A 16692-nucleotide genomic window follows, 5' to 3' on the forward strand; every position below is an offset into this window, starting at 1 on the left:
AATTCAATGGCTTTCATTTTTGTTTCCACTGGGTAACTTACTCTTGTTGCCAACGTAAAAACACCTCCAAGGTTGTCTCCATATCTTACGACATGGTTGCATTTTCTTGAAGGTGTTTTAATTTGTCTCACGCTAAGGGGTCAGTCCCATAGTTAAAAACCATTAAGAAATCGCTTTTTTTCAATGTTATGCAATGTTATGATTAGCCCTTTGGTGAAAGCTCAATTTTCATGTCATCAAGGTACAAAGTTGTCAGACCCTCATAGCCGGAGTCGCTGCCCACAATGACATAAAGCTCACCCTTCTCGTTGGTTTGCAATGTTGCCGTATAATCCATGGCGACTGGCTGAAAGCCTTTCAGCGAATCATCCGGCTGCACCATGTTTCCAACGATCTTCATATCTTTGCCTTCGGTCTTCTGATTGCCTTTATCCAAATTCATTCGATAGTAATGATCGCCACCGCTATCAACCTTGACAGCTTGAGGCTCCTTGCTTACAAATCCTGCTTTAATGCTGACAGCTTCTCCAGGAGCTCCGCCAACACCCATCATGCCGCCCGATTGATCCGTATACAGCTTAAAGGATAATGATGCTTGATATACCGTGTTTGGCTTCAGCCCATCGATCTTCTTCGTCGCGAACATAAACAAATCATCGCTGCGATTCATCCCTTTAAGCTTCAGTGCGTAATTGGTCTTGTTATTCGCAAGAGGAAGCAGTTCTCTAGCGTATTGCAGCTCGTAAATATCCGGATTGTAGTCTACTGGCAAATCGGCAAAAGCTCCATTCCAGCCTTCCTCGCCTTGGTCAAAGTTATAATGGAGCGATAGCGCAGCCTCACTCGTTTGCACGGTAACTTTTTTCTGCTTCGCGTCCCAGCTCGTTTTTGCTCCTAACAGCTGTGCTACCATTTTTGCCGGTATGAAGGTCGTGCCTTTAATAACAACAACTTTGGCAGGCAGCTTCACGTTTTTAATGAAGCTCCCAACTACCGCATCGCTATTTTGAGTGAGAGTCACTGCAAGTCCAGCACGGGTTAAAATAATTTGTTTCGCTGCCGCATCCAATTGAATGTTTGCTTGCAATCCCTCAGCCAGCGCTCTGACAGGGACCATCGCAATACCGTTCTGTAAATAAGGCGCCACCGCAAGCTTATGCTCTCCGCGGTAATCAATCGATTTGGTGCTTCCTATTTGAAATTGAAGAGGAGCAGGCGAAACGGCTGAAGCGCCATAAGCGGTTGCTCCGCTAGCTGCTGCACTAAGAAATAAAGCGGTTGAAAGAGATGCTATCATGAGGTTTTTATTTAACAATTGTTTAAAGGCCATTTGTCTACCATCCTTTGTTGTTAGTCTTTTGGTGCGTACCCAAACTAACGAACAAAGATGAATATAAGTTGCAATTGGCTAATTTTTCATGACTTAAGACTCTGCTCTAGATCTTCAAGCAAATCCTCGCTATCTTCAATCCCGACTGATATTCGCACTAAACCATCCGTAATGCCAAGCTGCTTCCGCCGCTCGCTTGGTATAGATGCATGCGTCATTCTCGCGGGAACGGAAATAAGACTCTCTACAGCACCTAAGCTCTCGGCAAGCGTAAAATATTTCAACTTTTTGATCATCGCAGACGCTTTCTCCGCGCTGCCTACGTCAAATGATATAATGCCGCCAAAGCCGCGTGCCTGCCTCTTCGCAAGCTCATGCTGCGGATGGCTCGGCAGCCCCGGGTAATAGATGTTTTGTATGGTTTCCAAACGCGATAAATAAGCGACGATTGCCTCAGCATTCTCTTCATGAGCTTCCATGCGCAGGCCAAGTGTCTTCAACCCGCGGATGAGCAGCCACGAATCCTGAGGACCAAGCACGCCTCCCGTCGCATTTTGCACAAAATGCAGCTCTTCCCCCAGCTTATCGTTGCTCACAACAGCCAGGCCAGCGACAACATCGCTATGCCCGCCAATATATTTGGTAGCGGAATGCAGCACGATATCAGCGCCTATTGTTATCGGGGTTTGCCAATATGGCGTGCTGAACGTATTGTCCACAATGAATAGCAGCTGCCTTGCTTTGGCCCAAGCGGCTACACCTGCAATGTCCGTTACTTTAAGCAGCGGATTTGTCGGTGTTTCCACAAACAATGCTTTTGTATTCGGCTGAAGCGCCTTCTCCATATCTTCTAGGCTCGTCGTATCCGCAAAGGTCGCTTCAATCCCCAGTCGGCTGAGCACCTTCGTCACAATGCGATACGTTCCCCCGTACACATCATCCGTCAAAATAATATGATCGCCAGCGCTCAGCAAAGAAAACACAGCGTTAATCGCTGCCATGCCTGAGCTAAAAGCAAAACCTCTTGCACCTTCCTCTAAATCAGCAATATACTGCTCCAGTGCATGACGCGTTGGATTGCCCGTACGTGAGTATTCATAGCCTTTATGAACACCGATGTCGTCCTGTTTATAGGTGCTCACTTGGTAAATGGGAACACTGACTGCACCTGTAAAAGGGTCAAAAGGGCTGCCTCCATGAATGAGCTTTGTTTTTCGCCTCAGCTTAAGCACCTCCGTTGTAAATCTGTTTGCTTAAGTACCGCTCACTGCCATCTGGAAAAATAGTAACGATTCGGCTGCCGGGCGCAGCTGCTTCCGCTTCAAGCAGCGCAGCATGCAGAGCGGCGCCCGATGAGCTGCCGACAAGCATTCCTTCGAGCTGCGCCAGCTCCTTCACCCTTGCAAAAGCATCCTCATCCTTTATCGTATGAATGGCATCGAAATAGCTGCTATCCATAAATGGAGCCAGCTTCTCCACGCCAATTCCCTCTATCCTATGCGGCCCTAGTGCTCCGCCGCCAAGTATGGAGCCTTCCGGCTCAACAATAACCGTCTTCACCTTTGGGCTCTGCTCCTTCAAATACTGCGCTGTTCCCATGAAGGTGCCCCCCGTTCCCGCTCCGGCAACAAACACATCAACCGTACCATTCAAATCATGCCATAACTCGGGGCCTAACGTTTTGTAATAGGTTAACGGATTTGCTGCATTAGAAAACTGCCTTGGCGAATAGGAACCGGGTATTTCCTTCATCAGCTCTTCCGCCTTCTGCACCGCGCCTGCTATCCCAAGCTCTGTTGGCGTATTTACAACTTGTGCGCCAAGCGCCCTCATCAATTGCTGCTTCTCAATGCTGAATTTATGGGGGACAACAAAGATCGTCGATACTCCCCGTCCGATCGCCGCCAATGCCAGACCTATTCCCGTATTGCCTGCTGTCGCTTCGATAACGGTTCCTCCGGGCTTCAGCTGTCCGTTTGCGAACGCGTCATTCAGCAGCTCGACGCCAAGCCGATCCTTGACGCTTCCTCCCGGATTTTTATACTCAAGCTTCGCATAAAGCGTTACACCTTCTGGCAGCGCAAAACCTGTAAGCTCAACTAGCGGCGTATTGCCAATTAGTGCGTGGATATTGTGATACAACGCCATTTGCATTCCCTCCCACGACTCCTATTTCCTCCTACGCGCATCCTTTACTCGGGCTATACTCTTCATCATATGAAGCTGCTTCTCTTTGTGTTTATGTCCCGTAAGCCTACTTTTAGGCGTTATTCAAGCCTACAAGCAAAAACGCCTTCAGCGTCCTCTGGATGCTGAAGCAGCTTTGACGGAGAAATATAAACCCTATATTAGCTAAAAAACTTATAAATTCTTATATTTTAAAAAAGGGATGCTCCTCAAGTAGAAAAGTCTACTTAAGGAGCATCCCCTTATCATTAAGCCTCGCTCAGTCCCCACCCGATTGCATGTTTTGTCGTCTGTTCAAGCCACTCATTGCTTGCGAAGTTTGGTATGTCCTTTGTTACCGTAAGCGTCGACTGTCCTTCAAAGCCGGGATGAGGGCAATGTACAGCCGTGTTATCCCACTTCTCCGAACCATTTCTTCTAAAAAGCAAACGGTATTCATACAACCCCGGCTTAATCTTCTCTGACACGATCTTAACGGTTTTCTCAAAGGAAAATGTCGTGCGATAGCCTTCCAACTGGCTCATCGTACCTGCCATGAGAACAACGGGCTCCGCCCGTTCCACCTCGCTCGAAGGATGCAAAATCAATTCGTATTCCATGCCCGGCTCGCCATAGACAATAAGAAGAATAGGCAGTCCCACAACAGCAATTTTGGGCGCTTCCACAAATACAGGCTGATGTGTCGGCTCGAATAGCTCCGATCGCTCCCACTCTTCCTGCACTTCGCTAGCTCTGCGATAATGCCATGTCCCCTCTATTGGCAAATCCACTTTATTCAGAAGAGCTGTTAAGCAGGTTTTTGCGCTTTGGAATGGATCTGTACAATTGTTATGTCCGTAACGGTAGCCGATTTCATGCCTAACGTCCACGCCCTGCCTGCGGGCTCGATCAGCCCACTCAAAGGACAGCCAGCTTGAGGTATACGCGTCATGCGTCCCGTGTGTCAGCCAAACCTTAGTCCCTTTGGACTTCAAGGCATGTATGATTTGATTCGACGCAGGACTTCGCTCGCTCGCAATAAGCTCCATATCATCAGTACCAAGCAGCGTTGTGAAGAATAGATCAACTGCGCTGCGACCGTCCGCATCCTGCCAGCCAGGCTGCCACGCGTATTTATAACCCGTATCCTCACAAACCGCGCGCCAGCATACCGGACAGGTAGGATTAAGCATTTCCTTAAAAGGTTCTCCAAAAGCGAGCGGCACATTATAGCAGATGGCATAACGAACGGAGTACATACTGCTATTCGGATTACCCGCCGCAATTAAGCTTGTTATGCCTCCGCGTGAGCCGCCAACCGTCACAACAGCATACCCATCCACGGCGAACTGCTCGATAGCGGTCAGGAACAGATCGTCCAAGTTCTCATACACGGAACCATGCATCGTTCTCGTACCGAACGAACCTCCGCCGTTCCATAGGATGCCGACTGCACCTTTCCCTGTGTCCAATAACGTCTGGCCAAGCACGTTTAGAAGAGCTGGCCCAACGTTTGCAAACACATTTTCATTCTGATCATAAAACCCGCTGAATAAAGCAGGATACCGTACTGCAGGTGTACGAGACCACTCTGGAGGAAGGATGTAGCTAACCATACTGCGATGCTCACCTTGACCTGCAATACGTCCATGCACAAGCTGAAAGGCAGGTACTCCTTCTAGTTCGTCAAGTGCCGTCCCCGGATTGCGGAAAATGACAGGATAACCCGTAAGTTTCATCACTTCATCCGATAGCTTCAAAGCTACTTCATCCGTCACGCGAACCACGCTATACGTCTCACCAATATAGCGTTCATAGGCTGGCGTCCTTTGATGCTCGCCGCCCTTTTCCCCTGCAAACAAAGCATAAGCATCCGTCCGGTAATAATAAGGACTAGTGATATCATTGTCCTGCAGCGGAAGTTCGACTTCACGTTCGCCCGTTTCCTCATGCAGTCGAAGAACGCCGATCCCATCGGTGCCACCTGCCTGTGAACCGCCTCTGCCGCCATTTAATGCGGCATTCCAATTCGTCAAAATCGGAAAATCATTACACAGCTTCTCTGTGACAATGGTATAAATGCCAGCTGTCGCCGATTGTATTCGAACAAGCCCACGATAGAAATCCACCTGCTCTACTTCCAAAAACTCAACCTTTTTATCCGTATAACGAGCCGCTTTAATCGTTGCTTCGCTTTCCGTAAGAGCCGCTAAAAGCTTCGGGTTCACCTTTATATCTGCGAACGACGAGGTACCGTCAAGACTAGTAAACGAGCTAATAGGGACATAACGACCAGGAGCAAAAATCAAATTATTTGGGCTCATAAGCAGCCTCATTTTTCATTGAGTATGGTAAAGTATTACTTAGCGTTACCGACCCAAAAGGCGCGTCCACCATATGAAATTGAAGCTCCGCTCCAGCCGCCAGCTGATCATGACTGATCGACAATTTATGCCACGGTTCGCCGTTTACACTCAGTTTATCCCAATATACATTTTCAGCGCCGTTGTTCACCGCTTCAATGACAAGCTCCTTGCCGTTCTCCAATTGAATGGTCACTTTACGGAACAAGGGGCAGCCCATGACATATTCCGGAGTTCCGGGACAGAATGGATACATGCCAAGCGCACTCCATATATACCACGAGCTCAAGCTCCCATTATCCTCATCGCCAGGCAGTCCATCAGGCCTGCTGCTGAATAGCTCTTTCATCGCTTTTCTTACCCAATATTGCGTTCGAGACGGCTTGCCGATTACGGTATAAATATAGGGAATATGGAAGCTAGGCTGATTGCTAATGGCAAACTGGCCGAAATCTATCGCAGCCATTTCCGACATTTCATGAATTTCCGTGCCGTACGTGCCCGTTTTGAATAGAGGAGGCATCGTCATCAGTTCATCGAGCATTTTCGCAAAAGCATCATTTCCGCCCATCAGCTCTGCTAACCCAGCTATATCATGCGGTACGGACCAGCTGCACTGCCAAGCCCCGCCTTCACAAAACGGGTTGCCCCATTGCAAAGGATCGAAGTGCTCCTGCCACTGCCCTTGCTCATTGCGCCCTTTCATGAAACCCTCGCCAGCATCAAACAGCTTGTTATAGTTCGCCGCTCTCTCCATAAAGAAACGATAATCCTCTTCTTTGCCGAGGCCTTTTGCCATCTGAGCAATGCAGAAGTCACCGTAATAATAATCCAAGGCGTTGCTCACGCTTTCGTGGAAAAGATTATCCGGCAGATAGCCATATTCGATATAAGCTGCCAATCCTTTTCGTCCATGCTTCCCATCACTGGAAGCGAGTGTGGCATGCTTGCGCAGTCCCTCGTAAGCCGCTTGCACATCAAACCCTTGAATGCCTTTCACATAAGCATCCGCTATCGCAGCATCGATCAATGTACCCGGCATGGCACTTCGTTCCGCAGGCGAAATCCATTTGGGCATCCAGCCGCTTTCCTTATAAATATGAACCCATGCTTCTGTCATTTCACCCAGCAGGGAGGGAAATAAAAGGCTGTACAGCGGAAGGCTCGTACGATAGATATCCCAAAAACCAATATCCATATACATAGGGCCTTTATGAACGTTACCGTCATAAGCACTAAAATGCACTTGTTCCCCAGCAGGGCTGTATTCATGCCATGTACGAGGAAATAGACAAGTGCGATATAAGCATGTATAGAAGGTGCTCATCTCATCCTTATCTTCACTTTCCACCTTTATTGTGCTCAGTCGTTGCTCCCAATCCTGTGCAGCTTGTTCCTGCAATTGCGCAAAGCTTAAATCCCCCAGCTCCTGCTGTATATTCCAAAGCGCCTGCTCATGGCTGATGAAAGAAGTGCCAAAGCGAACATTAACGATCCCAGACGCAGGGACATCAAGTCCAGCGAATGCGCCTACTCGTTCTCCCGCTCCTGCCAGCTGCTCGCGCACAGCAAAATCCCCATTAAATGTACCGCTTTGCTCTTCCTGCAAATCACAATCAAAGTCCATAACAAAGTACATCGCAAAATTCTCATGTACTTCCCCGTGATGAGCACGAGTAAAGCCCGTCACGCGTCGATTGACGCTATCAATTAAAATCGAGGATTCCCCTTCAAAAGGAGACACGATAACTCTGCAGTCCTCTCTCCTGTCGAAAGTAAATTTAAGGCGCGCACTCCTCATTCCCGGAACCAGCTCCAGCGATGCTTCATAACGAGGAAGCCGAATTCGAAAATAATGCGGCTGCACGACCATTTCCTCTGGTCTGTAGGAGGAAGCACGGGAATCCGCATCTAAATAAATAGGCCCGCTCTGCGGCATGACAACAAGATGCCCATAATCCCTTATCCACGGGCTAGGCTGATGCGTTAGCCGCAGGCCTTGAAATCTGCGGTGGGAGGGATGGTAAAACCACCCCGCTCCGTCCTCATGGGATTGCGGACTCCATGAAGCAGTACCCCAAGGTCTTGAAACGAGCGGGAGCGTATTTCCATTCGAGAATGTATACACAGAATCCGTTCCTTGCAGCGGATTAACATAAGACAAATAGTTCATGGAAACGACCTCCGAGTAGTTGGCTAATGTTGATTTGGCCTGCCATTTTCATCTTATGATAGCGCTTTATATCGTAGGATAATATCCGACAACCCTGCGAAATGGTTAAGTAGGCTTCCTTTTTTGCTTAATTTCCTATAAAACCCTTGATCTCCTTGCAAATTTCCAGCAACCAGCCGATTTTACAATAGAAAAAAAGGACCACCCTCCTGTTTTTCAACAAGAGTGCAGTCCTTTCAACAAACCTATAACCCCATCAACCGGAAAATAACTGCTGCTGCTTCCGCGCGGGTAGACAAGCCTTTTGGTTTGTATAATCCATCCTTGTACCCTTTGATGAATCCCGCCTGCTGCAAAGCCATAATTCCCTCCAAAGCGTAACCGCTTATTTGGCTCTGGTCCTTAAAAATATCCGATTCGCCAGCTGCTTTTGGCAGCTTCACAACCGCCTCTATTGCGCGGAAAGCAATGACAGCCATTTCCTCACGTGTAATGACATCCGATACGCCAAACGAGCCGTCCCCTTTTCCGTTTACAATACCCAGCGCCTGAGCTGTGGAAACCGCAGCATAATACCATGCTTCCTTACGGACATCCGTAAAGCTGCTAGACCCTGCAGCAGCAGGTGCCAAATCGAGGGCATTGACGAGAAGCTGAACAAACTCGCCGCGGGTAATGGAACGGTTAGGCTCAAACCTGCTCTCCCCCACACCTTTCACAATTTCACGAGCTGCTAAAGCTTCAATAATCGTCCGCGATGCAGCGTTGACGTCTGTAAAATGTACATTCGCATAGGCTGCTGCGTAACGGCTAGAAAGATTAGTCTGGAAAGTTACCGTCCCCGTAACGGAATCGTATTTTACTTGTTTCACCGCTTCTACACGGCCATCTTCTAGAATTGTATATACAACAACCTGATGAGCCTGCTCTTCTGGCTTCAGCTCGTATTTCATTGTCGCCGTCATTGGCGACTTCGAATCAAACTTGCGGGCCGCTGCTCCATCAGCCTTAACGAAGAAATCGTAAATCGTATTGCCTTTCCATTTTTGCTGTAAGCTTTGCGGAAGCGAGGCATCTCCTTGCTGGATAATTGAGATCTCCACCTGCTTCGAGCCAGCTGGAAGGCTACCTAAGAGAGCTTCTACTGGAATGGAAAGCGATGCGCCATTTGCGGTGACCATCAATTCTTTTGCCTTGGCGTTCCCATCCTTTAGCGCTGCTGCGGAAATGTGAATGGCAGCACCCTTCGCATCTGCTCCAGACGGTACCACATTAATAACCAATTGCCCGTCTTTCGCTCCTTCGAGTGCTTTGTTAAGCTCCTCGTTGGAAATATTAATTTGAGCAATCCCCTTGTCGATACTAGCTCCTTTTGCTGTAATGATGCCCTTATCAATCGTGTTCAAGCTGCCATTGCTGCCGCCTGTGCTTCCCCCTGGTGTCGGTGGAGTGACCGTTGCTTTAACCAGCAGCTGGAAAGTACGGAATAGCGCCGGGTCCTTCACTCCGCCAATACCCGAGCCCCACTCGATATATCCTTTGCGGCCTGCACCATCATTATCGTTGACCAGCATCGAGAAGCTTAATGCTTGATTCGCAGCGGCTTGGATCGGATAAAGCTCGCTCCAAGGAAGCTTCAGCTCATAGAAAGTTACCTTCGTTTCTTCATTTCGCGTTACGTTAAGCGTACCGTTCGTTACTGAACCTGTTGCTTTGCCTTGCATCGTAAGCCAGCGATAAATTTGCGGCCCGTCCGGCGTCTGCGAAATGCCGTATTCATACCAGGACTGGCTCTCGCCGGGAACACCCGGCGCTACGCTGAACTGAATACCATCGTTTTGCCAAATCGAGCTGCCGGAGGCTACATGGTTAAACACATCATCTTTAATGCTTGCTGAGAAATAGAAAAAGCCTTCATCCCAGCGCAGCTTGGCTGTACCGCTTAAGTCATCGTCACCTTGAAAACCTGTGATCACATTGCTGCCTTTCGCCAAATCAATCGTTATAGGCTGGCGGCTGTCCGTTTCATGCAATATGCGGTTAAAATCAATCTCTCTTGTCATATGAATGTTCTCATATCCGGCAATTTCAACCTTCAAATCAAGCGGATATTTAACCCCTTCAGCCAAGCCCGGCAAAGGAATGACATACGTCGATTGCCCGCTTGGCGCGACGACAGGGACTTTCGTATCCGTACCGCTGATTGTGCCGAGACCCGAACCTTTGCCAACCTCCCAAGCGATCTTTCCAACCGTTAAGCTGTCTTTTTCAGAGCTGTTTACGAACTGAAGACGGAGCGACTTGCTGCCGCTTTCATCATCAGTAATACTTGGTATGACCTTCAAGCCTTGGAAATACAATCTCAAATCATCGATAGGCGGCTCCGGCAGCGTCGCCGGATCTAGACCTGCTCCATTATAAGCGCCAATATTCGGAGCTTCCGTGCCCGATACCGAATTCCCCCAATAATCAAGACCGCCATTGTCGGCAATGAGCGTACCCGCACCCAAAGCAGGAGAACCGGCTCTTAGCTTGTACCCATCAACCGTATTCCAGCCTTTGCTGCCGCCGCCTTGATAAACGAGCATCGGGTTAGCCGTAACTTTATTCGGGTCAGCAGGCTCGTTGATCGGATGGTTGCCGTAAAACAAGTTATGGTCAAAAACGCCATTCATGCCCGGCACATGATAATCGCCAGTTCCAAGATTATAGATAAGATTGTTTTTGAATGAAAAAGCCGCCTGCAAATCCCCTGCTTCATTCCATTCATGATCCATAATTTTTGTATTTTGACCTGTTCCGATATAAATGCTGTTGTTATAAATTTGCGTATTAGGCGAAACTCCGCCTGCAAAGTTAAACGTATGAGTCAGGTCGTTTTGGCTGATGTTGTATCTAACCACATTGTTTGAAGAGCCAACCAGCACGCCTGGTGTTAACCGCGCATCCACAAAGAGAATAAAGCCGCCTTTATTGTCATGGCTGTAGTTGTATTGAACGACGCTGTTGTTCGTATCAATATCTAAATTGAAGCCTTGGCCGTCGCCTTCCGGCTTATTCGTATTAAAGGATTCATTAAACTGCACCACATTGTTTTTGCCTCGAGTCGGCCAAATCGCAGCTGAACCGTTAAATTCACCGACCTCAGAGTAATTGCCGCCGCCTTCTGCCACATTATGTTCAATTAACGCGCCATTGACGCCGAAAGTAAGAATGCCGTCGCTATCGGCTTGCTTCACATAGTTTTGACGAATTTTCACGCCAGTTGAAGCGAAATCCTGCCCATTCCAGCGCTGATCCCATACGACAATGCCCGTTCGTCCAATACGCTCCACCGTATTTCCTTGAATGAGCACTTGATCGAACTTATCCGTTGCGGTAGTGCCGCCTACATATACGGAAATGCCCCCAAAGGCATGTGGCCCGCCCTCTGCTCCTGATTCAGTCGGATATCTAAAGCTGCTTGATACGTCATGCACGTAGTTATCCAAAATCTGAATGTTTGTCAGCGTACCCGCGTTTGCATTCTCAACAAGAATACCCTCTCGGTACGTCGTTCCGCGTTCATCGGCGTAGTTGGTTACTTCCAAATTTTGAATAACAACGTTCGAAGAATTGCGAAGATATACAGCGCCCCCGGCCATGCCGCCGCCGTTAATGATTGGCTTGCTGCCGCTGCCGTAAGACGTAATCGTTATCGGCGCTTCCGCTGTCCCGCTGCCCTTGGGATACAGCCGCTCGTTCCATACGCTGCCTTTTTTGAGCAAGATGCGGTCACCCGCTGCAAAAGTCGTATTATTGACATTCGCAAACGATTTCCATGCCGTGTTTTGCGATTTGCCGTCATTGCTGTCGCTGCCAGCCGCGGCATCTACGAAATAATCGCCATCGCCTCCTGTGCCGCCGCCGTTTCCAGGCACCACATTCGCAAGCGTTACAGAGCCCAGCTGCATGAGCCAATTCGCCAGATCGCCAGATAATTCTACTTTTAAATAATTAATGTCTGCGGGCAGCGGATCAGCCGGCGTATATGTAGCTCCTGACCAAGCCCCGTCCCCGGTCGATTCAGGCGTATCATGTATAGCAGCAAGCTCTGTCCACACCGCGCCATCCGGCGAGCCATAAAACGTAATAACGCCCGTTGAACCTGCGAAGGAGTGAAGCCTTGCTGCAAAATGCTTAATGCCATGCAGATGATAAACGACTGACTCATCCGACACAGCCGTTCTCACGATTCTAGAAGCATCCCCGCCAAAAAAAGCCGGATTGGTAGTGTCAATCGACCAATTAGCCGTAAACGAAGCAAGCTTGGAAATGTCATCAAGCTTATCGTCAATCGTCTGAGGTGCCGTTGACAGATTTGAAACCGTAATCGATCCAAGCTGCATGAGCCAAGTATCGATGTCTCCGCTCACTTCAATTTTCAAATAATCGATTCCGCTTGGCAGTGCTCCCGAGGAGCTGTATTCCGTTCCATACCAGCCGGAGCCTGTTCCTACAGGATCTGAATATTGAGAAGGAATTTCTGTCCAAGCAGAACCGTCCGCTGAGCCATAGAACGTAACGACCGCAGTTGATCCGGAGAAATAATAAGCTTGCAACGCAAAGGACAGAATGCCATCCAGCCTATATACAGCATACTCCGTCGTCGTTGACGTTCTAACCGCCCTAGAATCATCGCCTCCAAAAAAATGCGGATTCGTATTGTCAAATGTCCAGTTTGGCGAACTCGCAAACATCTTGGAGTTATCCGTTAACGCATCTTCAATCGATACTGCATCATGCGCAGATACGCTCGCAGCTGGCAATGCCAGCATGCTGAGCAGCGTGAGGACCAGCATCGCATTCATCCACTTCTTCAACATTTTTCATGGCTCCCTCTTAAAAAATAATAGAAATTCATTTATTAATGAAAAGCTATAATTTCGTTATGCCTAGCCAGCTTCGTGCAAGGCGTTCTGCACGCTCGTTATCCCATTCAACCGTCGCTAGTCTTGATTCCTGCTGAGCGATTTCGCGAAATTGTTCAGACATCAACTCGCTTGCGATCGCGTCTTTCACTTTCTCATAGGATTGGAGAATTGGCTCTCCTTTAGAAATGCAATACAGTAGATTCAGCTCCCCGTTCTCTTCAAAAATATCGCTCAATTGATCTGCCTGGATACGCTCTGCTTGCTGCACCGCTATTGGACTCTCTAAAGCCGCGGTACGACGAGTTGCACTCGTTAAGCTTGCATCCATCACCTCTATCGCAAGCTGCTTGGCAGAATCGATGAAGCTTGCTTGGTCTACAGCTGCTTTTTTCAACTGTTCCATAACGCGGAGAGCCTCGTTCTTATTAATCAAAGCGGCTCCATCTCCATAAGGCAGCACCGCCCATTTAAGCTTTACATGCCTCGGTAGCGAATACTTCGTCTGTTTATCCGTTTCATATGCCTGTTTTACTTTGTCATCTGGAACAGAGAGCTTGCCGCTTTTTTGCATTGCTTCAAGTGTCGCGCTTTCCAAATTGCTCATGTAATAGCTGTAATAAGCTTCAATTTCGAAGGAAGTGGGTCCATATACGATTTCACCGTCTGCTGCAGCCTTGCTGCGCCTGCTATTCTCAGCTTCCATCCCGCTATGAAACGATACGTAGCTGCCATCCACAGCAATCCCACTCTTCTTCGCCAGCTGCTGCAAAGCTATCGTTTTCGTCAGCTCCGCTTTAGCTTCATCAATTAACCTCTGCAAAGGCATTTCGCCGGAGTAGGAAGTCGTCCAGAACTGATCTGTATATTCAGCTCCGTAGGTTTGCTTGAAATAATCAGCTACGAGCGCTTTTTTCAACCCTAAATACATTCCGAATTGTTCTGCTGAAGCTGTATGGCCGTTAACGATTAAGGGCTCGGAAGCAATGCTCGATCGTTTTTGTGAAGCACCGACCAAGAAGAAAACTGCTGTAAGCGTTATCAATAATAACAAAATGAAAACTTGCTTTTGTTTCGCACGCAGCCCCTTTATCGCCATATCCTTCTGCTTCCCCACGACATCCATTCTCCTTCCACACCACCTGTTGTCCTTTGCCATTCGCAGAGGCTCCGCCGCTGCCCTATTGATTGTAAATCCCCAAGGCTGACTGCCCTTGGGGATTTAGAGTTCACCGAAAACTTCCGATGCTTATTGCACTTTATCGAGATAGTCCTTTTGGAAATCGGCAGCTGCTTTCTCAAGCAGTGCTTTCGGATCTGCATTCTTGTTCGTTAATACAGCTTGGATAGCCACATCAAGCGTTTTGTAAAGCTCTTGCGCATTGACTGGCACCTCAGGGCGAAGACCAGCCGAACCATTCGTCATGTAATCATTGAACATATCCATATTTACATTGGTGTATTTATCAAGAATTGCTTGCTCCGCTTTAATACGATCCTCGTTCACCCATACGCGAAGTCCGTGCGGGCCCACGATTAAACCTTGCTCGTTAGCTGTTTTGGATTGCGTTTCAAGTCCAAGCAGCGACTCTTCACTCGTTTGTGGCGAGAAGCCCTTCACATCCAGCCATTTGAAAGCTGAATCCAATTGCTCAGGCGTCGCATCCGGCGCAAACATGTATAATCCGCCGCCTAGAAGCGTCGCATTTCCTTTTGGTCCTGTCGGCAGTGCAGACATAGCCAGATTATCCTTTGGCATTTTCATATTTTGAACGATCGCATTACCCCAATCGGATATGCCAAAGCTCATCGCCACTTGCTCTGTTCCGAACATTTGGAATAAATCAGTACCGACATCGACTAGATTGTTTGCAGGAAGCACGTCATATTTCCATTTCAAATCCTTTACGTATTGAAGCGCTTCAGCAGCCTCTGGGGAATTAAATACAGCTTTCCATTTGCCATCTACCTGCTGTTCAAAATCAGCGCCATATGCCCAGGCGATATTCATGAACATCCAGCCGCCTTGATTGTTTTTGGTTGGGAAGAAAAAGCCGGACTTTCCTGTTTTCTCTTTGATCGTTTTAGCGGTTTGCGCAAGCTCCTCATAGGTTTTCGGGAAATTTGGCACCCCTTTGTCATCTACAAGGCCTGCTTGCTTGAACAGGTTTACGTTGTACATAAGGCCCATCACGTATCCGTCTTTTGGAATGCCGTAATATTTGCCGTCTTTTTGCACCAGCTTGAGCAAATCTGGGTTAAGCGCTTTGTCGAACTCATTTTTAGTCATAATATCCGTAATATCAGCGGCATAATTTGCCTTGATAATTTTGTCTGCTTCAGTAAAAAAGGTTTCATATACAGTAGGAAGCTCACCGCTTGCCGCTTTCGGAAGGAACGAGCTTACATCATAGCCCCATTCATCCTTATCCACTGTAATAAGCGGATATTTCTCTTTCATTTTGGCAATATAATCGGTGTAAATTTTGACCTGAGCTTCCTCATTCGGCTTCGGCCAGTTGCTGACCTTGATCGTTGTAGGCTTCGCTTCGGAAGGCGCTTCCGTCGCTGGATTATTTTCGCCGCTATTGCTGCTTGCCGTCGGCTCCACAGCATTATTGCCGCTATTTTTGCCGCAGCCTGCAATAACGAGAACAAACACGCACAACATAATAAACGTAAGCTGCCAAGTGTTTCTTTTTTTCAAATTCATTTGTAATCCCCCAGCCTTCTATTTGGAATAATGACTTTACGAGCTTTTGAAGCGCTTTCTTATTTGCCGGCAACTAAATGCTATCATACTCATTATCGCATTCAGTAGGGCACAAATCTGCGAAACAGTTTAATATTCTGCGCGCTTCCTTAACCTTTGATGCTTCCGGCAATCGAATAGCCCTGCATGATATAACGCTGGAAGACTAGAAATAGTAGAACCGGCGGAACGATGGCAAACGTTAATCCAAGGAACTGGATATCTGCAGGCAGCGTAGCCTTTAAGTTGAAAATAGCGACGATGACCGTCCACTGCGACTGGTCTTTCAGAATCATATACGGCCAGAAAAAGTCATTCCATACGCCGTTGATCGTTAAGATCGAGATCGTGATGAGCACAGGTCCACTCAAAGGCAAAATAATCCGCAGGAAAATGCTTAGCTTGGAAGCACCGTCAATATGGGCAGATTCGACCAAGGAAGCTGGAATCGTGTCGAAAAAGTTTTTGAAAATAAGAATGACAACGGGATTGACCGCCGCCAAAAACCATAAAGGCCAATACGTATTCGTAAAGTTAATATGGAACAGTGGAAAATCGACAATATTGCCGAACAAAGGAACAATTCCGACTGTACTCGGCAGCAGCACTGTCCAAAGAATGAGCAAAAAGAAAAAGGCGCTTCCTTTTGGCTTCAGCTTAGAGAAAAAGTAACCTGCCAATCCATTAAACAACACCGTAAATACAAGCGTTCCAATCGTCACATAGGACGTATTCACATAATAACGCATAAACTTGAACTCATTCCATGTGTCCCAAAGCTTCTCGATGTGAAAAGACCGCGGAATAATGGTAGGCGGAATTTCGTAAAACTCCTTCACATCCTTGAAGCTGGACAAAATAACCCAGACAGGAGGCAGAAGGCATACGAGTGAAATGATCGTCATGATCGCAAAAAATAACCAATACATAATTTTAACCTTAGGTATTTTGTATTCCAGATCCCCAATAATTCCTGATGATTTAGCCGTTTTCATTTA

The 16692-nt window shown here is 47.7% G+C and carries 9 protein-coding genes; all 9 read right to left on the minus strand.

The window, feature by feature from the left end:
- Positions 1-202: 202 nt before the first annotated feature.
- The 9 genes from AB4Z50_RS18865 to AB4Z50_RS18905 all read right to left on the minus strand — a co-directional run bounded on the left by AB4Z50_RS18865 (position 203) and on the right by AB4Z50_RS18905 (position 16689).
- Positions 203-1330 carry a copper amine oxidase N-terminal domain-containing protein gene (locus AB4Z50_RS18865; RefSeq protein WP_441881089.1) on the minus strand — a complete coding sequence of 376 codons (1128 nt, stop codon included), beginning with the start codon at positions 1328-1330 and terminating at the stop codon, positions 203-205.
- A gap of 86 nt (positions 1331-1416) precedes the next feature.
- Complete coding sequence (locus tag AB4Z50_RS18870) at positions 1417-2553, minus strand: bifunctional cystathionine gamma-lyase/homocysteine desulfhydrase (RefSeq protein ID WP_441881202.1); 1137 nt, start codon at positions 2551-2553, stop codon at positions 1417-1419.
- 1 nt (position 2554) lies between these two features.
- Positions 2555-3478, minus strand: coding sequence for a PLP-dependent cysteine synthase family protein (locus AB4Z50_RS18875; protein WP_441881090.1), 924 nt, complete (start codon positions 3476-3478; stop codon positions 2555-2557).
- 287 nt (positions 3479-3765) lie between these two features.
- Positions 3766-5820, minus strand: a complete 2055-nt coding sequence (locus AB4Z50_RS18880; RefSeq protein WP_441881091.1) for a hypothetical protein — start codon at positions 5818-5820, stop codon at positions 3766-3768.
- Positions 5807-8032 carry a GH92 family glycosyl hydrolase gene (locus tag AB4Z50_RS18885; RefSeq protein ID WP_441881092.1) on the minus strand — a complete coding sequence of 742 codons (2226 nt, stop codon included), beginning with the start codon at positions 8030-8032 and terminating at the stop codon, positions 5807-5809. The genes AB4Z50_RS18880 and AB4Z50_RS18885 overlap by 14 nt, the downstream gene beginning before the upstream one ends.
- 245 nt (positions 8033-8277) lie before the next feature.
- Positions 8278-12897, minus strand: a complete 4620-nt coding sequence (locus AB4Z50_RS18890; RefSeq protein ID WP_441881093.1) for an S-layer homology domain-containing protein — start codon at positions 12895-12897, stop codon at positions 8278-8280.
- A gap of 52 nt (positions 12898-12949) precedes the next feature.
- Positions 12950-14059: a hypothetical protein gene (locus AB4Z50_RS18895; protein ID WP_441881094.1), complete on the minus strand. Its 1110-nt coding sequence runs from the start codon at positions 14057-14059 to the stop codon at positions 12950-12952.
- 132 nt (positions 14060-14191) lie between these two features.
- Positions 14192-15655: an ABC transporter substrate-binding protein gene (locus AB4Z50_RS18900; RefSeq protein ID WP_441881095.1), complete on the minus strand. Its 1464-nt coding sequence runs from the start codon at positions 15653-15655 to the stop codon at positions 14192-14194.
- Positions 15656-15804: 149 nt separating this feature from the next.
- Positions 15805-16689 (minus strand): carbohydrate ABC transporter permease, encoded by an 885-nt coding sequence (locus tag AB4Z50_RS18905; RefSeq protein ID WP_441881096.1) that lies wholly within the window; start codon positions 16687-16689, stop codon positions 15805-15807.
- Positions 16690-16692 lie beyond the last annotated feature (3 nt).

It is taken from the genome of Paenibacillus sp. 2TAB26, assembly GCF_052115145.1.
In the GTDB taxonomy this organism is placed as follows: Bacteria; Bacillota; Bacilli; order Paenibacillales; family Paenibacillaceae; genus Pristimantibacillus.

Bases quoted from the DNA above. Each gene is read 5' to 3' on its own strand.
- AB4Z50_RS18865 (WP_441881089.1), bottom strand. From the start codon at position 1,330: ATGGCCTTTAAACAATTGTTAAATAAAAACCTCATGATAGCATCTCTT.
- AB4Z50_RS18875 (WP_441881090.1), bottom strand. From the start codon at position 3,478: ATGGCGTTGTATCACAATATCCACGCACTAATTGGCAATACGCCGCTA.
- AB4Z50_RS18880 (WP_441881091.1), bottom strand. From the start codon at position 5,820: ATGAGCCCAAATAATTTGATTTTTGCTCCTGGTCGTTATGTCCCTATT.
- AB4Z50_RS18885 (WP_441881092.1), bottom strand. From the start codon at position 8,032: ATGAACTATTTGTCTTATGTTAATCCGCTGCAAGGAACGGATTCTGTG.
- AB4Z50_RS18890 (WP_441881093.1), bottom strand. From the start codon at position 12,897: ATGTTGAAGAAGTGGATGAATGCGATGCTGGTCCTCACGCTGCTCAGC.
- AB4Z50_RS18900 (WP_441881095.1), bottom strand. From the start codon at position 15,655: ATGAATTTGAAAAAAAGAAACACTTGGCAGCTTACGTTTATTATGTTG.
- AB4Z50_RS18905 (WP_441881096.1), bottom strand. From the start codon at position 16,689: ATGAAAACGGCTAAATCATCAGGAATTATTGGGGATCTGGAATACAAA.